20 protein-coding genes are annotated in these 21,820 nt (G+C 41.2%); all 20 read left to right on the top strand.

Annotation, left to right across the window (positions count from 1 at the left end; all coding sequences use genetic code 11):
* The 20 genes from MKY96_RS33210 to MKY96_RS33115 all read left to right on the top strand — a co-directional run bounded on the left by MKY96_RS33210 (position 1) and on the right by MKY96_RS33115 (position 21,773).
* The gene (locus MKY96_RS33210) at positions 1 to 1,269 is read left to right on the top strand and encodes a metallophosphoesterase family protein (RefSeq protein WP_340947109.1); all 1,269 of its coding nucleotides are present in this window, start codon (positions 1 to 3) and stop codon (positions 1,267 to 1,269) included.
* A 91-nt stretch (positions 1,270 to 1,360) separates the two neighbouring features.
* Positions 1,361 to 1,516, top strand: a complete 156-nt coding sequence (locus MKY96_RS33205; protein ID WP_340947107.1) for a hypothetical protein — start codon at positions 1,361 to 1,363, stop codon at positions 1,514 to 1,516.
* Between the two features lie 87 nt (positions 1,517 to 1,603).
* Entirely contained in the window at positions 1,604 to 2,464 is an 861-nt protein-coding gene (locus tag MKY96_RS33200; RefSeq protein ID WP_340947105.1) for a hypothetical protein, read from the top strand.
* A 1-nt stretch (position 2,465) separates the two neighbouring features.
* A complete protein-coding gene (locus tag MKY96_RS33195) occupies positions 2,466 to 4,199 on the top strand; it encodes a DNA-packaging protein (RefSeq protein WP_340947170.1) in 1,734 nt (577 codons plus the stop codon).
* 4 nt (positions 4,200 to 4,203) lie between these two features.
* Entirely contained in the window at positions 4,204 to 5,703 is a 1,500-nt protein-coding gene (locus MKY96_RS33190; RefSeq protein ID WP_340947104.1) for a hypothetical protein, read from the top strand.
* A 31-nt stretch (positions 5,704 to 5,734) separates the two neighbouring features.
* On the top strand, positions 5,735 to 7,057 hold the full coding sequence (locus MKY96_RS33185; protein ID WP_340947102.1) for a hypothetical protein: 1,323 nt from the start codon (positions 5,735 to 5,737) through the stop codon (positions 7,055 to 7,057).
* A gap of 46 nt (positions 7,058 to 7,103) precedes the next feature.
* Positions 7,104 to 7,646 (top strand): hypothetical protein, encoded by a 543-nt coding sequence (locus MKY96_RS33180; RefSeq protein ID WP_340947099.1) that lies wholly within the window; start codon positions 7,104 to 7,106, stop codon positions 7,644 to 7,646.
* Between the two features lie 63 nt (positions 7,647 to 7,709).
* Positions 7,710 to 8,708, top strand: a complete 999-nt coding sequence (locus MKY96_RS33175) for a hypothetical protein (RefSeq protein WP_340947097.1) — start codon at positions 7,710 to 7,712, stop codon at positions 8,706 to 8,708.
* 78 nt (positions 8,709 to 8,786) lie between these two features.
* Complete coding sequence (locus tag MKY96_RS33170) at positions 8,787 to 9,335, top strand: hypothetical protein (RefSeq protein WP_340947095.1); 549 nt, start codon at positions 8,787 to 8,789, stop codon at positions 9,333 to 9,335.
* A 14-nt stretch (positions 9,336 to 9,349) separates the two neighbouring features.
* On the top strand, positions 9,350 to 9,778 hold the full coding sequence (locus MKY96_RS33165; RefSeq protein ID WP_340947094.1) for a hypothetical protein: 429 nt from the start codon (positions 9,350 to 9,352) through the stop codon (positions 9,776 to 9,778).
* Positions 9,775 to 10,107 (top strand): hypothetical protein, encoded by a 333-nt coding sequence (locus tag MKY96_RS33160; RefSeq protein ID WP_340947093.1) that lies wholly within the window; start codon positions 9,775 to 9,777, stop codon positions 10,105 to 10,107. Before MKY96_RS33165 ends, MKY96_RS33160 begins: the two co-directional genes overlap by 4 nt.
* A 1-nt stretch (position 10,108) precedes the next feature.
* Positions 10,109 to 10,822 carry a hypothetical protein gene (locus MKY96_RS33155; RefSeq protein WP_340947091.1) on the top strand — a complete coding sequence of 238 codons (714 nt, stop codon included), beginning with the start codon at positions 10,109 to 10,111 and terminating at the stop codon, positions 10,820 to 10,822.
* The gene (locus tag MKY96_RS33150) at positions 10,816 to 11,304 is read left to right on the top strand and encodes a hypothetical protein (protein WP_340947088.1); all 489 of its coding nucleotides are present in this window, start codon (positions 10,816 to 10,818) and stop codon (positions 11,302 to 11,304) included. The genes MKY96_RS33155 and MKY96_RS33150 overlap by 7 nt, the downstream gene beginning before the upstream one ends.
* A 5-nt stretch (positions 11,305 to 11,309) precedes the next feature.
* The gene (locus tag MKY96_RS33145; RefSeq protein WP_340947085.1) at positions 11,310 to 12,077 is read left to right on the top strand and encodes a hypothetical protein; all 768 of its coding nucleotides are present in this window, start codon (positions 11,310 to 11,312) and stop codon (positions 12,075 to 12,077) included.
* A gap of 60 nt (positions 12,078 to 12,137) precedes the next feature.
* Positions 12,138 to 12,878, top strand: coding sequence for a hypothetical protein (locus MKY96_RS33140; protein WP_340947083.1), 741 nt, complete (start codon positions 12,138 to 12,140; stop codon positions 12,876 to 12,878).
* 219 nt (positions 12,879 to 13,097) lie between these two features.
* Positions 13,098 to 13,610, top strand: a complete 513-nt coding sequence (locus tag MKY96_RS33135) for a hypothetical protein (protein WP_340947082.1) — start codon at positions 13,098 to 13,100, stop codon at positions 13,608 to 13,610.
* Positions 13,611 to 13,627: 17 nt separating this feature from the next.
* A complete protein-coding gene (locus MKY96_RS33130; RefSeq protein ID WP_340947080.1) occupies positions 13,628 to 14,128 on the top strand; it encodes a hypothetical protein in 501 nt (166 codons plus the stop codon).
* 12 nt (positions 14,129 to 14,140) lie between these two features.
* Entirely contained in the window at positions 14,141 to 15,106 is a 966-nt protein-coding gene (locus MKY96_RS33125) for a tyrosine-type recombinase/integrase (RefSeq protein WP_340947077.1), read from the top strand.
* A 144-nt stretch (positions 15,107 to 15,250) separates the two neighbouring features.
* Positions 15,251 to 15,670 (top strand): hypothetical protein, encoded by a 420-nt coding sequence (locus tag MKY96_RS33120; RefSeq protein WP_340947076.1) that lies wholly within the window; start codon positions 15,251 to 15,253, stop codon positions 15,668 to 15,670.
* 55 nt (positions 15,671 to 15,725) lie between these two features.
* On the top strand, positions 15,726 to 21,773 hold the full coding sequence (locus MKY96_RS33115; RefSeq protein WP_340947074.1) for a phage tail tape measure protein: 6,048 nt from the start codon (positions 15,726 to 15,728) through the stop codon (positions 21,771 to 21,773).
* Positions 21,774 to 21,820 lie beyond the last annotated feature (47 nt).

Below are 21,820 nucleotides of genomic sequence, written 5' to 3'. Positions count from 1 at the left end.
ATGACTGAGAAGATCAGAAGTTACACTAACAGCGAAAACGATGTAATTGAGGTCACAAAAGATCATCTGGATACTGCGGTTGAATTGAAGATCGAACTTCAAAAGCTGTCGCCTAGTTTGCGGTGTGATTGGAAGAAACATAGACGACTGATGGAAGAGGAAGGATACCATGACTCAGATTCTAACGAATCGTATCGCTGCCTTATCAAAGAGTATCAAGGCAAGGCTGGATTACTCAAATCTGTGGGTAAGCACATGGATATGGTTGCGACTAGCAAGCTTGAATCACTCAATCGAATGCTTGGTTCTCTCTACTCTGAAAAGAGAGAAAATCAACTAACCCTTCAAGAGATCAACAAGTTCAGAAGAGAATTTCATCTGAGCAAAGTGGTTGCAGAAGAGATCGTTGAAGTGTTCAAAGAATTTAAACTTAATGTTCCAAAAATCACTGCTCATGCAAGGGTGACAAGTGGAACGTCCAATAAAGCTGTAATCGTCCTGACAGACTTGCACGTAGGTGCGCTGGTTGATGATGTATACGGAAATACATACAACTACGATATTGCCAGATCAAGAATGAGGGAATATCTTATTAGGGTTGCAGAATATTGTAAGCGCTTTCAAATTGCCGATGTTATCGTTGCAGGTCTTGGAGACTTCATCGAACATCTGTACATGAGAGCGAAGCAGAGTCGGGACGCAGAATTCGGTTTGGCACAGCAAATACTGAAGGCTAGTGAACTGGTCATTGAGTTTCTTGTGGCCCTATCTGAATTCGTGAATGTGGAATACAGCGGTATCGCTGGTAATCATGACAGATTACAGGGAGATAAGGATATCAACTTTGATGATGATAACGCCAACGTTATTATCAACTACAATATCCAGACTGCAATTCAGTTCATCAATTCGCCACGACTCAGGTTTGAAGCGACACCTGATGGAGCTTCTGAAATGAATAAAGAGATCAATGGCAAGAAGATCAAGCTTGTTCATGGTCATTTGGACAATGGCAACAAAAAAGATCGCATGAAGGGTTATATCTCCATGCAGAACGAATTCTTTGACTGCCTAATCTATGGTCACTTGCACCACTTTCACATGCAGGAGTCTGATAACGGACGGCTAGTGATTGGTGTTGGTAGCTTAGAAGGAAGAAATAGTTACAGCAAAAACTTTAATGCGGCTACAAATGCTTCGCAGATGATCATGATTGTCACTGGTGAAGGCGATTTGATTCCTATTAGAGTTGATCTGCAAAACATCTAAAGGATGGGTTCAAATGTGTGTAAATAAATGCGATTGCCCTGTCTGTAATGGATACGGCATAGAGAGTCCAGAAGAGATTGTCAATCAGCATATGCTTCAACTGAAGAATGCCGAACAAGACGATCACGCATTGGAAATACTTGCTTCACTGTTTAATAAGGGTTACTTGCTTGGATTCAAAACTGCTGTAGCAGAAAGAATCGAAAGCGACATTGCAACTCTTGAGTTCATGAAAGGCAACAAATAAATGAAGAAAAGATTTTTTTATGCTTCCTAATCATTCGATTGGGTGGCAGCTAAAGAGTCTTTTCTTAGAAAGATAAGAGGGATTTTTATGGCAAAGAGAATTTTGAAGGCCAGAAAGGTTTGTACGAAATGCCGCACTGAGCGTGAGATCACAGAGAATTTCTATTCTTCTAGCAGCTCCATGTTTCCAGACGGCAGGGTTACGATCTGCAAGGCATGTATTCAGGAAGAACTTGATGTTACGAATAATGATTCGGTAAAAAGAGTGCTGAGACAGATCGACAGACCATTCCTGGCAACAGAATGGCAGAAGTCGCTTGATTCCGGCAGAGAGCCTTTAGGCTGGTATCTGCGGAAGATATCCGCATTGCATCAGTACAAAAATCTCACTTATGAGGATAGTGTTGATGGTGAGGTTGACTTACTGAAATTTAAAGATGATAACGATTTCGATATCACCGAAGAAGATATTTACGACAAGGCCACTCCTGATATTCGCCGTAAATGGGGAACAGGATACTCCGACAAGGAGTATTACGAATTGGAAATTACATGGAAAGAAATGATTGACGCAAACGCTATTACGACACCGCAGCACAAGACGAATCTTGAACTGTATTGTCAGCTTAAGGTGAAGATTAAAAGAGCGTTAGAGAAAGATGATTTCAAAACGTTTGAAGCACTTAATAAGCAATTTGCTGATGTTCAAAAGAATTCCGGTTTCCGTCCAATCGACAAAATTTCCGGCAGCGAAAGTTCTGGCATAAGAAACTTCTCTACGATCTTCGAAGAGGTCGAACGGGATGGATTTATTGAGCCGTACAGCATGGTGTATGAGCAAGACATTATCGACAAGACGATATTGTACCTGAACAACTACACACGAAAGCTCATGAATATGGGGCAGCTTTCAGAACCGCCAGAAGATACACCGAAGGTTGGTGAGTAATATGGCTTCCTTCCTTAATTACAAAAGACCTGAAGATGTGACTGTAGACATTACCAAGAAAAATGTCCTGGTCAGATCATTCCAGGAAGCAAAGAAAGATTGGCGCAGTTATTGTTCCTACTGGAGAGCCTATCCTGATAGATTCATTGATTTCATAAAACCAGCGGACTGTAAAATTGACCTTTACTTCTATCAACGGGTGATGCTTCGCATCCTCTTCAGATACAAGAAGGTTTATTTCACGTTCACTCGGGGAACAGCGAAATCATTCACTCAGATTTTAGCACTGTACTTGAAATGCATAATGTTTCCTGGGACAAAGTTATTTATATGCGCTCCCGGCAAAGAGCAGGCTGCTAAGATTTCACAAGAAAACATTGAGAACATATGGAACTACTATCCAATTCTCAAAGGTGAGGTCAGCAAGATCATTTTTAACAACGACTATACTAAACTGATTTTCCATAACGGCTCTAAACTGGACGTTGTTCAAGTTGCGCAGTCCGCAAGAGGTGGTCGTAGAAATGGTGGAGCAGTAGAAGAGATCGTTGACGAAAAGATGAAGAAGGACACTCTGAATGAGGTTGTTATTCCTCTGATGGCTAACGACAGAATTGCTACATGTAAAGGCGTTGATCCAAGTGAAGTACATAAATTCCAATGGTACATCACAACCAGTGGAACCAAGCAGTCATTTGCTTTTGAGAAAATGAAAGAGGTTCTGGGAGAAATGGCACAAGGCAAGTCTTCGTTCAACTTAGGCGCAGGTTTCGAATTGGCATGTATGCATGGACAGCTCGACGTTGACTTTATCAACGAATTGAAAGAGCAGCCAACCTTCAATCCATTATCATTTGCGAGAGAGTATGAAAGCGTATGGACAGGCACAAGTGATAACTCACTGGTGCAGCTAGACGATCTAAACGACTCTAGAACGCTTGTGAAGGCTGAAGAGAAGGCAAGCAACGAAAAGGATGTGGAATACGTTCTGGCGTATGACGTAGCCCGTAGTGAAGGCTCACAAAACGCTAACTGTGCCTTGGTAGTACTGAAGATCGTACCTCGGGGAGACGGAACCTATCAGAAACATTTGGTTAACATTTACAGCTTTGAAGGAACACACTTCCTTGATCAAGCCCTTTTCATCAAGAAAAAGGTAAACGATTTCAAGGCGAGAGTGGTCGTGATTGACTCCAACGGTGCAGGTAAAGGTTTAGTTGACTTGATGGTTACAGAGGTTGATGAAAATCCACCTTACTCAGTAATTAATGATGAAAGATACGATAAGTACAAGAAAGAAAATAGTATTCCAATGATCTACGCTTTAAGTTCAAACACAAAAGAAAACAAGGCCAGTGATATTCACAATGTATTCGTGAACGTTTTAAGCAACCATAAAGTAAAACTACTTCATACTGAGTCACAGGCTAGAGCGTCAATCGAAAAGAAGCTCAGAGATTCGGAAGCGAAGAGTAAGGCGTTAATGCCATACGTTATGACTGACTTGCTTTGTGAAGAGATCATGAACTTGGAGTACAAGCAGTCTGGTAGTCAGACACAGGTTAAACAAATCAGTCGTGCGATCAACAAGGATAAATTTTCAGCATTTGAGTATGGCCTATTCTATATCTACACGCTTGAAATGAAAAACCAGAAGCGTAAGAGAGAACAGGTTGATGCGTCAATGTTCTTTGCGGTAAAAGCACCGAAATCAAGTCTACGAGAAGGGTGGTGAGTAAATGAGCGAAGATAAGAAAGATAATGAATTTTTCAGAAAGCATGTTGTTCTTGATTTTGCTACTTTGAACAGCTTAATTCTGAAGGACTTAACAAAGACTTCTAGCTCCAGTTCGTTATTGAAAAAGTACAAGCGCAGCGAAGTGTCTACGTTTATGGACAACCCTGCGCAGCACGAAAAGTCTCTAAGAGACGTAAGTAACACTTTGTTTAGCAAGAGTCCGCAATATAAGCGATTAATTCAGTATTTTGCGAAGATGCTCACACTCGACTATATCGTGGAACCTGTGAACGTTGACTTCGATAAGGTGAATGTCGAATCACTGAGCCGTCAGTACAAAAAAGCTGTACAGTTCCTTGACTCAATGAATATTAAGCATGAATTCAGTAAGGTTCTAAGTATTGCCTTCCGTGAAGACATTTTCTATGGATATGAACACATCGGCAAAAATTCGTACTTCATTCAGAAGTTGAATCCTAATTACTGCACCATTTCCAGTATAGAAGATGGCTGTTTCAATTTCGCATTTGATTTTAGTTACTTCCAAAGCAACCTTGATCAACTCGAAATGTATCCACCGGAATTCAAATCTATGTACAACAAGTACCTTAAGGACTCGAAGTTGAAGTGGCAGGAATTAGATTCTGCAAAGACGATCTGTATCAAGATCAATGAAGATTTGGATAATGTAATCCCGCCATTCGTAGGTGTATTTGAATCCTTACTTGATATTGAAGACTTTAAAGCGTTGCGTAAGGATAGGGAAAAGATTGCGAACTACAAAGTTCTCTATCAAAAGCTTCCAATGCGCAAAGACAGCGAACACAACAATGACTTTTCGATTGATTTTGAAAACATGATGATGTTCCACAACAAGGCTTCTCAAGCTTTGCCTGATGAAGTGGGTCTTATTACAGCACCGTTCGAAGTTACAGATATTTCATTCGACAAAGACAAGGCAGACGCAGATAACGTTGAAAAGGCGACTAGAGACTATTGGACACAGGTTGGTGTAAGTCAATTGCTGTTCAATACCGACAAGTCCAGCAGCGTAGGTCTGGAGAAATCAATTAGGACTGACGAAGCTATTATTTTCACAGTTCTCCGGCAGATAGAGAGATGGGTCAATAGAAGACTGAAGTTCTTCATTAATAACATCAATTTCAGGGTTAACTTCCTTGATATCACAATATTCAATAAGCAGGAAATATTTGAGAATGCATTGCAAGCATCACAGTTTGGTGTGCCAGCAAAAATGATCATTGGTGCGTCGATGGGCATGTCTCCTAGTTCTATGGTGAACATGGCTATTCTGGAAAACGAAATACTCGGATTACCTGAAAGACTGATCCCTCTATCTTCATCTCACACAGGCGGTGCGGAAAGCGAAACCGATGTGAAGGACACGAATGGTGGACAGGGAAGACCCAAAAAGGCCGACAGCAAGATTGGTGAAAAGGGAGTCAAAGGTCGTGACAATGAAAAGGGTACAGGAGAGTAATTTCTAGATTCCAGAAAGGCGGTGATTAACAATGAAAGAGGTTAATAGACAGGTTCCTGTTGTATTTCAAGTTTTGAATGAATTCGACGACAGGTTCATGCGTGTAAAGATTTGGTTGATGCACACTGGTCATAATTATAATGGAAGCGTTTTCAGTAAGGAATATGTTGAAAAAGCAATACCATCACTAGCCAACACTCCAATCCTTGGATACATCGAAGACAATGGCGTTCAAGAAGATTACACAGATCACCGAATGGTTCTGGTTCGTAAAGACGGTGACATTGATGTGAAGTACATTGGTCAAGCTTACGGAGTCATTCCGCAGGACAACAACGCACAGTTCGAAGTTCGTGTAGGTGATGATGGGGTTTCAAGAGAGTATTTGACTTGCGAAGGCTTGCTTTGGCAGAAATGGGACACTCCAACGGAGATCATGAATCGTGATCTAGTTAAAAGCCAAAGTATGGAAGTCCACCACGATTATGAAGGCATTTGGGATAATCAAGGACTTTTCCATTTTACAAACTTCAAGTTCTTCGGCGCTTGCATCCTGGGTAGTGGCGTATCGCCAGCAATGAACAGCGCAACAATCGAAAGAGAGTTTGCAGTAGGTTCGCTACAGAAAGAGATCAATGCCAAAGTGGAAGAATTTAAAGTCGCTTATTCAAGGTATCAACAGTCCTTAGAGGATGGTACAAATACAACTACTGAACAGGAAGGTGACGATATGCAAGAGAAACTTCTTGAACTTCTAGCCAAGTATTCTTTGACTGAAGAAGGTATTCAAGCGAAGGGATTTAAGCTTGAAGATTACACTTCGGAAGACGAACTTGATGCTAAGTTGGCTGAATTCGCTGGCGAAGAAGCTCCTGCTGCTGTTGTAGAACCTGACGTAACACCTGACCCAGAACCAGATAACAACAGTATAGATTTCGCTGCACAAGCAGAAGCGCTGAATACACAACTTACTACTCTACAGGGTGAGTTTGAAACTCTGAATGCTGAGTTTGAAGCGCTTAAGAAAGCGAATACTGATCTGGAAACGGAAGCCCAGGAATTGCGCAGCTACAAAAGTGCAAAGCTTGCTGACGAAAGACAGGCACAGGAAGACGAATTGTTTGAACAATTTGCTGAACAGCTATCAGAAGACGAAATGAAAGAAGTGAAAGCAGTAGCTTCGAATATGGAAATCGCTGATATCGAAAAGGAATTATTCGCAATTGTCGGCAAAAAGAACGCTAAGTTCTCTCGTAAAGAAAAGCAGCCAACGAACGTTAAGGTTGACTTTACGAAGCCAAAAGAAACTGACGTTTCTGATTACAGCTACATCTTGGAGAAGCATCTTAAGTAAAGGCTATCCAAGCAAAAAATAAAGTAATAATAGGAGGAAAATAGAAATGGCAAATGCAATTGTTCGTTTGGACAGAGTGAGAGCCGTATACAACGGTAACATTGAGTCTGTCGTTTATAACGCAGGTGTGCTTCAGAATGGATTCGTAGGGATCGCTGGTGGCTACGCTACTGCGGCTGATCGTGAACTGCGTACACTGGTACAACCTACCGCTGGTGCAGGTAATCTGGTACTTATCTATTCACCTGAAATCGTGAAGTCAGAGTACGTAAAAACTGACAACGCCTTGGAGAATTTCAGTATTCCAGCAGGCACAGCAGCTAGAGCATACCGTATTGAAGCAAATGACATCTACTCTGTAACAACTGATGGTCTGACACTGATTGGTGCTGAACCAGTTAAGGGTAACTACCTGGTTGCTGACAATGGATTCAAGCTGAAAGAGGTAACTGCTCACACTACTGAAAAGTTTGTAGCACGAATCCTTGATATTGAAGTTCTTGGTACTACAACTGTAGTTGGTCAAGCTGGTGCGATTTCACGTATCAACAAATACGTAGTAATCGAAGTAATCAAAAACGAAGCGTAAGATAAACCATTTACGCTTTATAGGCACAAATATATAGAAATTAAATAGGGGGTTCATATAGCTATGAATGAAAATCTTGTAAAACTTTGCGTCGATGCTGCGAGAGGTAACGTCGTTAACTTCTCTAAGGGCCAAGCTTCTGAAGCAATCCGCAAAGAGTTTATCGAATTGATGGGTACTGATAAGCCTGATTATCGTACATTCAAAAATCACGAAAGCCAAGTGTTCCAAATCTTGGAAGTTGTTCTTGACGACCTGATTACTAAAGGCATTTCTTCAACAAACTTCTTCGATCAGTTCGTTGAATATCGTGACCTTAACCTGGGCGACACCAACATCTTCTATGTTGAAGATCGCTCCACTCTGACAGTCAGCGAAATTGCCGATGGGCATCTTAACCTGCGCAGACAGAAGCTGAACATTGGTGACACCTTCACTGTTGCAACCAAAGTGTTCGGTATCAAAGTCTACGGAGACTTCCTACGGTTTGTTGCTGGTCGTCTGGATTGGGCGGGACTTGTTGCTAAAATTGACGAAGCAGTTCGCCTGAAGCTGGCTTCAGACATTTACACAAGCTTCATGGGCGCTTCCACATACCTGCCTGCACAATTCAAGAAAACTGGTTCCTTCTCTGATGCGAACATGAGTGAATTGCTGCAACGTGTATCTACCGCTAATGGTTATGCTCCACTGATCATTGCTGGTACTCGTAACGCTCTGAAGAAAATCGGCGCTTCCTACAACGCAACTTCATTCCTTGTATCTGAAGATATGAAGAATCAACTGAACCAGAATGCAATCCTGAATGTTTATGAAGGTGTCCCACTGATGGAAATCCCACAAGTGTTCAGCCCTAATACATTCGACTTCGCTCTGGACGACAGTAAGCTGCTGGTACTGGCTGCTAACACAAAGCCTGTTAAGGTTGTACGTGAAGGTCAGTCAATCATCAAGGAAGTCACTGAAGGCAACATGGACATGAGCATGGAACACACGTTCATCACTCGGTACGGCATAGTGGTAGTATTCAACAACGCTTACGGCGTTTACACACTGGCGTAAGTTGTCAAAGGTCGGGTGGAGTAATCCACCCTTCCTATTTTATCATTTACACCTAATTAGGAAAAAAGGAGGATTCATATGGCAGCGCAAAAAACAACAGCTAAGACGGCTGAAGCAACAGAAGTTGTGGAAGTTGTAGAAACTAAACCTGTAAAGCAGGAAGAGGTTAAGAAGACGAAAGTTGAAGTTGATCGCAATCAATTGGTTGAATGCAAAAACGTAACAAATGGTTCACTTACATATATCTCTCGGAATGGATATGTGGCAGAGTGGGGTAATTTTGGTGATGTAGAGTATCTACCTGTATCAGAATTAATGACTATGAAAGCATCACAAGGACGTTTTCTGAACGAACCTTGGCTAATTATAGAAGACGAAGAAGTGGCACAATTCCTGGGACTCAAAAAGGTGTATGAAAGAATCGTTGCGGCAGATGAAATCACTGCACTATTTTCTAAATCACCGAAAGAGATTGAGGAAATCTTGGCAACAGCACCAAAGGGAACGAAGGATCTTGTTGCAGACAAAGCGAGAGAAATGGTTGCCAACGAAACTCTTTATGATACTCGTATCATGAAAGTGCTGGACAAGGCTTTGAACATTGATCTTAAAATGTTCCAAGACTAAGGGGGGTTGTCATTATGGCAACACCTTACACAGACGTTTATGAATATTTCCTTTCTAAAATAAGCGACTATTCATTCCTCAACATGTCAGATATCGACATTGAAGAAGACCTGGGGATTTACTTGAAATCTTCAGTTATCCACTTTGATAGCGCTCTATCCAATCTGTACGACAGGGACGAAGAGTTGAAGCAATTCAATGAAGACCTGTCAGAAAAAGAGAAAGACATTATTGCAAGCATTATGGTTGTCAATTACTTAAAACCAAGAGTGGTTACAAGCGAAACATATAAAATTGCAATGTCGGACTCGGATTATAAAATTTATTCGCAAGCGAATCATGTCAAAGAAATGCTGAATCTCTACAAAGAAATGCGCAGAGAAGTTGAAGTGTTAATGACAAAGTTCTCCTATTCGAAGAAGGACTTAAGTGATCTAGCATGAGTAAATTTAAAATGAAAAGTAAACTGTTCTCAAACTATTCATCAGCATTGGTTGATAGAGTCTACAAGATTCTACCGCTGTATGAAGAGAAGAATGAGGGCTTATTTGCGTATGTTCAATCCCTGATATATGAGCTGGAAGGTTTGTATTGGGCGGTTGAAGGAGTGCGGGACAACCCTGATTACCTAACGCTTGTAGGAACATTAGAGTCTCTTTCTGAAGATGTTATGTTCTTCGATATGGGGGATCATTCGGTGGTCAAGAGAGAGGTATTCAAGTGCCTGGAAGTTGTTAAGAAGATAAAAACCACTAGCGAAAGCGGTGAGTGAAATGAGCTTTACTGATCATTATCGAAGAAAACTCTCCAGGGATGGAAATGGTGATGCAGATGCAGTTTTCAATCATACGATGCAGATCGCAGATCGGAAATTCATGAATTCACCAAATGCACGGAAAGTAAAGATTAACGGCATCGAGACGGATGTTCGTGTGCTAGACGGTGACACATCCCAGGAAAAGAATCTGCTTCTAAGACCGAATACAACAGCGGATATAGGCAGCTTAATCGAATTGAAAGATAGTGAGTATTGGCTTGCATTTGATATTTTAGGCGAAGAGATTTCGCCAAAGTTATCTATCCAGTCATGTAATGACTATTTGCGGTGGATTGATGCAAATGGATTGCTTCATGAACACATTGTTCGTGCTGCGGCAACTCGGAGTACAAAATACGATATTCAAACCGACAAGATGCAGGTTGAAATGCTGGTCGGCGGGATTTACGCCTACGTACAGGCCAATGAAGAAACGAAGACCATAACTTCATCACAAAGGTTTATCCTTGGTGGAAGTGTCTATGAGGTCGCTGGAGTAGATGATGTATCCAACGTTAACCAATACGGCAAGGGAGTATTGCAGATCACATGCAAGCTTACAACAAGGTCTGCTGCCGATGATTTTACTCTTCGGGTAGCCGACAACTCTCAGCTTTACAAGAGTGTTCTGGAAACAAATACAGGTGGAAATGGTGGTGACTTATGGTAAGTTTTGAACTTATGTCTGACAACCTAGTGATTTTGCTAGGTGAGATCATTAAAAATCAGAATATCGTGAAGTATGTCAGTAACAATGTGAAGAACCCATTGTCACAACCAGATATTTTACTTCCGGCAAAGAACCTTATTGGCAGCAAACTTCATCCTTATCCATTTGACCCTGTTACAACTCCTGAAGACAGTGTGGAGATTCGGGTTTATTATCCCGAAGGAGCGATTGACGACAGTAGAGCGGTTTTACAAACTACTATTTACGTGGATATTGTTTGCGCTAAATCATTATGGCTGATTAATGATGGGAAATCAGGGGTTAGGCCATACATGATCGTACATGAGTTGTTCAGGCAATTCAACAAAAAGAGTGTTAGCACGATCGGACGACTTGACATTACGGGATTTGATCACCTACACGTTAATGATAAATTCGATGCCATAAGGCTACACACTCAAATGGTGACGTTTGGTGGGTGACAACAATGGACGTAAAGGATTTTGATAATGACATTGATCTTCGGCTGAACTTGCTGTGCGGTGATCCTTTGCATGCGGATAGCGTAGAGGTAAGGCCGTTGACTTTGCGACAAATAAAGGATGTTGGATATAGTGCTTACAGCAAATATTTAAGCATTCTAACCATGGAAAAGAAAGACATTTTGCAGGATGTAGCAGAATTCGACGAATACTCATTAATCGACATTGTTATCATGTCGCAAAGTGACATTCTTTTGAAAGCGTTCTCAGAAGGTTTGGCGTTATTCCTGGGAGAGACAGTAGAAGATTTAGTGATTACGGATAAGGCGTTCATCTTCGGCGCTAAAGACTCAAGCAGAGACATTCGTGATTGCAAGGTAATTAACTTTTCGAACTTTGCGGACATTGTTCAGATTCTCAAGTATCAAAATTGCCTAATCGGAGCAACTGAGACGTACAAGCGTACCAATCCTGCTGATGAAAAAGCAAAACGAATCTTAGAGAAATTGAAGAAGTCGAAAGAGATTTTATCCAAGAAAAAGGCCGAAGAGAGTAGCCCGGATCAGGAAATTGATATTGCGGATATTGTCAGTGCAGTAAGCACAAAGAGCAATACATATAACAAGTCAAATATTTGGGATATCACAACCTACCAATTGTATGACGAATACAGAAGATTAGAAGCGATATCAACATATGAGACGAACATCCTGGCTATGATCCAAGGTGCTAAGATCGACAATCTCAAGCATTGGTCTGCAAAGATTGACTAAGGTTTCTAGGCACAAGCCTAAAAATAAATAAGCTCAAAATACAAGGAGGAAATAAAAATTATGTTGGATAAATATGGCGTAAAAGAGGTTGCGGACGTAACAATGTTCGACCTTTCAAGCAATTTGCCGTTCCTGTTCCTGGACACATTAAAAATGACGGTTATTGAAAACCAAGCTGAGACTTCTTACGCTCGGGGCGGTAAAGGTAATCCTAAGCTGCTAGGCTGGGACTTCAACCGTGAAGCTACAGTGCAGATGCAAGATGCTCTTATGAGTATGAAATCTATCTCCCTGCTAACAGGTAATAAGGTTGTTACAGGCGTGGCGAATGTACATTCCCGTGAAGTTCTGACCGCTGTAGTTGGTGCAACTGGCAAGACTAAGGTTACTCCTTCTAAGACTCCACTAGCTGGAACTGTAAGCGCATTCCTGGTTAGTGACGACTCCAATCCTGTTGAAGCTACTGTAGCCACTGGAGACATTACGTTTGACGTTGCTGACGTTGCTGTAGGTGCGCAAGTGGCTGTTTACTACCTGTTCGCAACAACTGCTGACGCTCAAACAATTCGTATCTCTGCTGACAAATTCCCTGCTTACATTAAGGTAGTTGGAGACACCGTTATTCGTAACGCTCGTACTGGTGAAGATGAAGCATTCCAGTTCATCATCCACAAAGCGAAGATCGCTCCTAACTTCACCTTGACGTTCCAAGCAGACGGTGAACCAACAGCGTTCGACATGAACCTTGACGTGTTCCGTAGAGACACTGATAGCGAAATGATTTCCATGATCAAATACTAAGTTTGTCAAGCGTGAAATATAATTGACTTGGTAGATGGAATGGTGTATAATATAGGGGTAGAGACAAGTTCTCTGCCCCTATACTTCGTTACATAGTTTCAGGGCATATAAAAAAGGACTAGCATTCAATAGCGAATGTTGGTTCTTTTTTTATTTGAATGCAAGCGTAATATAAAATACATGTTTCATTGAAGAGAATAGAAGGGGAAGTGTAGACAAATGGCTAAGAATTTAACCAGCACACTAATTACTAAAGAAGATAAGGTGCTTAACTATCGTTCGGATGCAAAGATTCAAAGTCCAGTAACAGGCGAGATTTACAAGCTTCAAATTGACAGAAAGTTCAGAAAAACAAAGATCATGGAACTAACCAGTGAATTGCTTGTCAAAATCCAAGATGCAAAGCAGAAGGGCATTAACATGGAAGCGATTTTCATTCCGTATGTAATGCTACTTATCGTTAAGCATTTCACGTCCATTGGTAATGATATGCCTGCCGATGTGACTAAACAGATTGGCCTTTTGAATAAGCTGATTGATCTGGAGCTGCTAAATCCAATCCTTATGTCTTTTGAAGATGGCGAAGTTGAGAGCGTTTACGAAGCTGTTACAGAGACGCTGGATAAGATTGAAGAAGATGCTAAAGCATTAAATGATCGCCTTGCTGCGATTGAAATGCAGATGGAGTATGACCGCATTACGTCTGAGGGGAATGAACCTGAAGACGAATAACTTTGGGGCTGATATGAATGGCGAGTAGAAAAGTTGAAAGTATTGCAGGATTGCAGAAAGAATTGAGCAAAATGATTCTTTCTGCAATGAACGATATCGCCAAATCTGGCGAAAGGACTCTGAAAGATCACATCGAGAATGAAGTTTACTCTCATAGGCCAATCAGATATGTGAGAACTAAGCAATTGCTCAATAGTACAACGCATGACGTATTCCAAACAGGAGACTTCACGACAGCAAGGATTTTCAATGATCATACTAAAATTAAATCCTATGCTCCTAGTTATGCGAACAAGTGGATGGGACAGCATCATAGCACAGTTAAGCATTACAATCCTCAAGAGTACAACTTTTTCCTAGTAGAGACAATCAATGACGGTACAAGCGGTCATATTTTCGGGGAAGGTTTCTGGACAAAGCCAAGACCATTCTTCAGCAAAGCTAAGGTGGAAATTGAAGCTTCATTCAAGAAAAAACTTCAGAGAGGGTTGCAATCCAAAGGACTGACGATTAAATAAGAAGGTGAGAATATGCCAAGGCAATACAAGCAATACGCTACTAAGGATAAGGTTAGTCAGATCAATCCGAAAAACACTGAACATATTCGGAAGTATTTTGTGGCAAAGAATATGAACTTATCAGATGCAAGTAAGAAAAGTTATGAGAACGATTACAATCAATGGCTCGTCTACATACTGGAGAATTACCGTAATGTAGATATTATGGATTTCGATGTTCAGGATGCAGCAGATATGATTGAGGATTATATTGCTTTCTGTAGTTCAGTGCTGGGGAATAATGAAAGACGGATTCAGCGAAGAATGTCTAGCATATCATCGTTTTACCTAAATCTGAAGAAGAAGCGCAGGATCGAATCGAATCCGATTGATTACCTGGATAGACCTAGAGTGGGCAAGGGAGAGAAGCTTCAAGTCAAACAGACGTTCTTAACCAAAGAGCAGGTTGAAGAACTGAGAAGACATTTAAAGAAGAAAGGGGAGTTGCAGCTAGAACTATATTTCGAACTTTCATTGAGTACAATGGCAAGAGTAAATGCTATCAGTAATATCAAGATCGAACAGATCGACTTCAAAACAGGCCGTATCAATGATGTGTTAGAAAAAGAAGGCTATCTGGTAACGCTGTTCCCATCTAAGAGAACGATGGAATTAATCAAGCAATGGCTTGAATATCGGAAGAAGAGTAAAATTGAAAGTGAATATCTTCTCCTGGCAAACTTCAAGAGTGAATGGAAAAAGGTTGAGAAGGTAACTCTTCAACAGAGCTGGGTTAAGCGTATTGGCAAGTTGATTAACCTTGATCTTCACGCACATGACCTGCGCCACAGTGGAAGCAATTTGCTGTTCCAGTCTGGAATGTCCCTAGAGACTGTATCAGGACTCCTGAATCACAAGTCCACAGCCGTTACGCAAGATCACTATCTGCAAATCAATTATGACAAAATATCTGATGAAAAGCTTAAGTATGAGATATAGGTCAGCAAGGAGATTTGTCCATATTGACAAGCGTAATATAAAATGATATAATAATAGACATAACAGGGACACGCCACGAAATGTGATGCGTGTTTATTCTATGTCAAAAATCATGAAAACGGCTATGAAAAGGGGATAAACATAATGAAAATGAAAACATTTGAAGTTGAAGGGTTCCACTCATTTTTGATTGGTTTGAAGTTGGGTGCGCAGGAATCAAGAATGCGTTCACGTCTCTGTAAATTCCTTGTTGCGAAAATGGAGCAAACGGATCAGGAACGTATGGAGTTAATCAATCAGTTCAGCGAAAAGAATGAAGAAGATGGCACACCAGTAGGTTCAGCAAATGAAGATGGATCAACTACCTTTAAAATTGCTGATATGCATGCATTTAACAGAGAGTTTCAAATCTTGATGAATGAAGACTTTATCATCGAAGAAACAGAGGACAAGAAAGCAATGTTCGAAGTAGTGCGACATGCTGCACTGAATACGGACGAAATATACAGTGGAGCCGAAGCAGTTATGTATGACCGCTGGTGCGACATTATCGAAGGCGAGTAAGGGTATTGAAAAATACCCTTCTTTTTTATTTGCAAATATGAGAGGGGTATTATAGATGCCGGATTTGAAAATTTTACTTACTGCTGACCTAAATGAAGTGCAGACGGTAGCAAATATAAATAGTGCGATTGAACGCATACAAAAGAAAATCATTAAGCTTCGACTTGAAGTTGATACTTCTTCATTAAAGAATGCTGACGTAATGCTTAAGGGTCTTGGAAGCAAGATGGCTGATCAGCAAAAGAAGATCAAAAGAGTCGTAGACCAAACATCTAATCTCAGTGGTGATGGCTTTAAAGACTTTGAAAAAAGAGTTAAGCAGATTGACACTATGATTGAGAAGACTGGTCGGCAGTCTAAGGCATCTTACGTTACAGATGATAAAGGAAAACTGAAATCGGCTACCATTGAGTACACGGATGCTGCTGGCAAAATGATTAGAGAACGAATGAAGTGGGAGACGTTTACGAACAAAGTCGTGACAGGGAAAGATTCCATCACAGGCAAGAAAAAATTCGACTATGTTCAGCAAAATGTATTCAAAACAGTTGGTCAAACCTATGTGGAAAATACCAAGCAGCTAAGACAGCAGACTGCCAAAATATTTGCTGATGCTCAGAAGGCTGCTACAACAGCTACATCTTCCACAAAGCCGTATGGCGCTAATTCCAGGAATCAAGATAATGGTCAAAGTATTGCGAACGCATACAAGAGAGTTACAGAGACTATTAAGTCTGCAAATGCTGTCGATAGGGAATTAACAGGGGAAGAAATGAAACGCATTCAGGCCCGTATGGATCGAATCAAACAATTGGAAAACAGATACAAAGAATTGGAGAAGGTTCGTGCGAAAGAAGCTGCCAAAGGAACTAAGCTTGCCGATGTTCCTGCAAGCGCTTTTAATGGAAAATATAGCGAACAAAAGATCAAAGACCTAATTGCTTCTCAGTATAAGGATGGAAAAAATAATACTATCGACAGAAGTAATGTTTCCTTCACAAAGGATATCAATACTGCAACGGGTAGGCTGATCGAATACAATGCCAAGGTGAAGCAGTCCGATGGAACAACCAAGGTGTTCAAAGGATCTGTAACGCAGGCTACGGGGGCGTTACAGCAGCTTGGTAATGGTCTAAACAATACAGCCAACCGCAACTTGGACTTCATGAGCAAGTTCAAGATCGCCTTACAGTCGATTCCGATCTGGATGGCTGGTATGACAGCATTTTACCAGACGCTACACTTCTTTACGGACGGCGTAAAATACGTAAATGAACTGAACAGATCGCTCACTGAGCTATCTATTACTCTGATGAAAAGTCAGGCTGAGGTGGCTCATTACGCTCAAGACTTCCATGATTTAGGTATGCAAATGAGTGTATCTACCCAGGAAATCGCAAGAGGGGCCGTAGAGTTTGCACGACAAGGTAAAACAGGTACAGACATGATCGAAAGCATGAAAGATGCTACTGTTTATGCCAAAATTTCCAACTTGGATTTTGTTACTTCTGCCAACATCCTAACAGCCACGGTTAACTCAATGGGTGTCTCTGCTTCACATGCGACAGACATTTTCTCATATATGGGTGATGCTACAGCAACAGGCGCAGATGAAATCGGGCGTGCTATGCAGAAGGTCGGGGGTTCTGCTGGCGCATTAAACATTCCATTTGAAAAGGTTGCATCCTGGGTTGCGGTTGTTTCTTCTCGGACGAGAGAAAGTGCTGAAACAATTGGTAACTCTATCAAGTCGATCATTGCTAGAGTTCAATCCCTTAAAGAAAGAGGTTTTGATTCTGAAAACCCTGATGGCGTAGATTACAACCAAGTAACAAAGGCGCTTGACGCTGTAGGTATTAAAGCTGTTGAAGCGAACGGCGACTTTAGAAACTTCGGTTCGGTTATGGATGATCTAGGGAAAAAGTGGGACTCATTATCGGGGAAACAAAAGAGCTATATCGCTACTACTGTGGCGGGATCATACCAACAGGCACGTTTTTTAAACATCATGGAAGGCTACGAAGATTCCGTTGATCTGTACGAGAAGTCGCTGACCAAGGCTGGTATTGCTCAGGATAAATTCAATCTGTATCAACAAGGAACAGAAGCGCAATTGACTAAGATGAAAAATGCTTGGACAGGAATTTTCCAAAGCACATTCCAGACTGACGGTATCAATAGTGCTATTGCAATGCTGACTGGCCTTGGGACTACTATTGACTCTGTAGTGAAGCATATGGGTGCATTCCCTGTAATTATGAACGTTGCAGCTATTGCGGTTATGGCGCTAAGTTCGACTTTCAGAAAAAGCTTAGGAACAATGAGTGCCGGATTGATCCCATTCGTTTCAGGACTGAATGCTAAAATCGCTGCTGTAAAATTGGAAATGGTAGGCATGACTGGTGCTGCATATGCAGGGAGAGCAGGCATGGTAGCGCTTGCTACGGCTGCGAAAGGTCTACTTGTATCAATTGCTCCGCTTGCGATCATCACAGGTATCACAATGGGGCTTCAGAAGCTTACTGAATCTTATTACGCAACTAAGCAGGCTGCTGCTGAAAAAGTTGCAGAAGAATCGAAAATTGTTGCCAGTGTTACTGAACACAGAGAAGTGCTTGATAACCTGCTTAAATCATACAAGGAATTGAATCAAGAGAAAGAAAACGGCACTTTAGATGCTGAGGGCGAAGAAAAGTATCGAGACGTTATTCAGCAAATTTCAGATATTATGCCAAGTCTAGTTGAGCGCATCGACAGTAAAGGCGAAGCACACCTTAAAAATGCCGAAGCAATCGACAGAGAAATTGCTTCAGCCAAGCAGCTTGCCGATCTTGATGGGCAATTAAAGTTAGAAAATTCTGACAAGAGCATTCAGGATTATATCGACAAGTACAAGAAAGCTCAAGAACTGATCGCTGACACAGCCATGAACCAATTTTTCATGAATCCAGTAAAAGATTACGATGCTCCTGAAGGAACCGAAGACTTCAAGAGAAGGATTGAAAATGAACGTGAAATGTTAACTGTTCAGCGTGAAGTTGCAGCTAAGGCTAATGACGCTAGGAATGAAATTAATAGCGTCATTTCGACAGCGGCAAAATTCGCTTCATTGACTATAGACGACAAGCTTAAGAATTCACTTAATGAAGTTGTTGAATCTATGGACTTTTCGAAGATTGATGGCGAAAAGATTGGATCAACTGTACGCTCTATTGTAAAAAGCCTTGCAAGCATTCAAAAAGATGGTGTTGAAAAATCATCGGTAGCTATTGCCGAACTTCAATCTGCACTGGATTCATTAGGTGTCGGAAATCAAGCTGCAAACCTATATAATAGCTTCAGCACGACGACTGAAAAAGTTGTTGAAGCTAAGGCAGAAGTCATGACGTATAAGGCCGCTATGGAGTCTTTGAATAGCTCATACGAGAACACTTCATCCACGTTAGAAATTCTTAACGGACTTCTTGAAGATAATGCTAACGGTAAGAAGGTTAGCGCTGAAGAGGTTATGAAACTTGTTCAAAAAGATGCTGCGCTTGTTAACATGTTTAAAATTGAAAATGGAATTATTCAACTGAATATTGATGCCATCAACAAGAAAAAAACATCTTCGATAAATGCAATGAACGCAGAAATGGAAGCTAAGAGACGTGCGCTTGCTCAAGATGGAGAAATCCTCCTGAAAAAGTTCGGACTTTTTGAACAAGAGATAAACGGAACTGCTCTTGTTGCTGAATCATACGACAAAGTTAACAACATGATGTATGAGAAGATGTACAATGCTACAAGTATTGCAGAAGCGCAATATTGGAATGAACAGGGAAACAAGGCTAAGGCGCTTGTGACTCAGTTAGACAATATTAAAAAGGCTGCTGAAATAGCTGCTGCTGCCGCTAAAACGGTAGGGACTTCGATCTCTCCTAAGAAAGAAAAAAAGGAAAAAGAGCCAAAAGACCCTGTTGAAGAATACAAGACGCAGCGAACTGAACTGGACAGGTTGAATGAGGAACTTCAGCGTCAAGAAAACCTCACAGCAACATATCCTGTGAATTCTGCCAAGTACAGAGATTCAATTTCAAAAGAGATCGTGCTTCTTGGGGCTTTGAAGAATGAAACTCACAAACAGGCAGAAGCTTTTAGAGCGAAAGAAGTAACTCTCAAAAGTCAGATCGCTGCAATGGGAGATTTCAACAGTCTTAATGACAAAGGCAGAGAGAAGCTAAATGATCTGAGGAAAGAGCTTGAGGACGTTCAAGGTTCGATTGCCGACATGTCAGACCAATGGTTCCAAGCTGCCAGTAAGATCAAATCAGGGAATTGGAATGTCGTTCAGAGCAAGCTTGGAGAGATTAACGAGCAACTTGAACTTAACGCACATAACACAGAATTCTCTCAGGCGAAAATGTCTGCTTATTCAGAAGATTCTAAAGAGTACCGAAATGAACTAAACCTTCAAATAGGGCTAATGAAGAATCGACAGACTGTTTTGAGTAAGGAAGCAGATTATATTAGACAAATGCTGAAGGATGATAAGTTAACCGTTGAGCAGAAAGCTGAACTTACAACTACTCTAAGAGGGTTAACTGTTGAGTGGTGGAATCTATCTGCATCAATCAAGTCGAACACAGATGCAATGAAGGCTCAACGTGAGACTGTTGCAGACGGTGCTATCCAGGCGATCAAGGACGCTATTCAGGCCCAAGCTGATGCAGTCAGTAAAATGGTTGAAGATATTGGGGAAAAACTTGAAAAAGCCCATGACGATGAAATGGATAGGCTGGAAGAAGAACAAGAGAAGTATGAGAGGAACATAAACGATAAAATCAAGGCCAACAAAAAGCTTTCCGATGAACGTTCATACGGTCAAAACCTGTCGGATGCAGAACAAAAACGCCAAGAGATTCTAAACAAAATCACTCTACTCTCTATGGACAACTCTGAAGAAGCCAAAACGCAGCTAAAAGCCCTTCAGAAGCAATTGGTTGATTCGAACAGAGAAATAGACAACCTTAAGTACGATCACGCAGCCACTCTTGAAGAAGAACAGCTTCAGAAACAGATTGAAGATTCCCAAAGAAAATTGAAGATCGACAAGGAAGAAGCCGAATTCAAGATTGAAATTTGGGATGAATACAATCAGAAAAAAGTTAGGATCGAAGAAGGCACATACAAAGAGCTGAAGAAAAAGCTTGAAGACTTTAAGGAAGATCAAGAGAAACATTATGACGATCTGCTTAATGACGAACAGCGCTTTGCGAAATTGAAAGCTGCAATTGTCGCAGGGAGCGTTCAGGGTGCAATCAATGAGCTTGGAACACTTAAGAAGTGGTTTGATGATAATCTTCCTGCTGTTGGGGAAGTGATTCAGAGAAACATGACTGACAAGATGCAAGAATTCATTGATAAGCTTGATCAAGCAAGAAGCCTTGAATCCACCATTGCGGCAATGAAAGCTAATTCTGAAGCCTACTTCTCTGCGACTGATGCAGACAAAAAAGCATTAGCAGAAGCTAATAAGAAGTATGCAGACAATATTGATGCGACTCAGGATAAGAACGGAAATTGGGTCGGTAAGGATGGCAAGCAGCTCTATACAATAGATGAAAATTCCATTGTTAAAGCCATGAAGGAAAACTCTGAAAAGTGGAAGACCGCCACTGCTACAGAGAAGGCTAAGCTTGAAGCGCAGAATAAATCGTATGGAGCAAAGATTGGAGCGACTTACAATTCTGCGACAGGAAAATGGATGAAGAATGGAATACCTCTTTACCATACAGGAGGTATTGTGAATGGTGCAGGGGATAAGCAGGTTAGTCTTGCGAACAAATTGTTCAATGCTGCACCAAATGAGCAGGTGATAATGGCCTTGAAGGATGAACTCATGGTTCCTTCTCAGAACATTGCCAAAAACTTCATTCCAAACCTGGAGAACTTTGTTCAAAGTCTGCTACCTAAAATCCCGACAAGTGGCTCTGCTGCTGGTGTGGCTGGTGGCGGCAATATCATCATCGAGATCGGAAGCGTAGTTGGCGACGAAAAGGGTGCTGATATTGTGACTAAGAAGATTGTTGCCGGAATCAAAAAACTAGGCGGTAAATTTTAAACTATAGGGGATGAATCCCCTATAGATTTTTTTATTAGGAGGGAAAT

The sequence above is a fragment of the Paenibacillus sp. FSL R7-0302 genome (assembly GCF_038006885.1).
Lineage (GTDB): Bacteria > Bacillota > Bacilli > Paenibacillales > Paenibacillaceae > Paenibacillus_AQ.
This window is presented reverse-complemented; position numbering and strand designations above follow the sequence as displayed.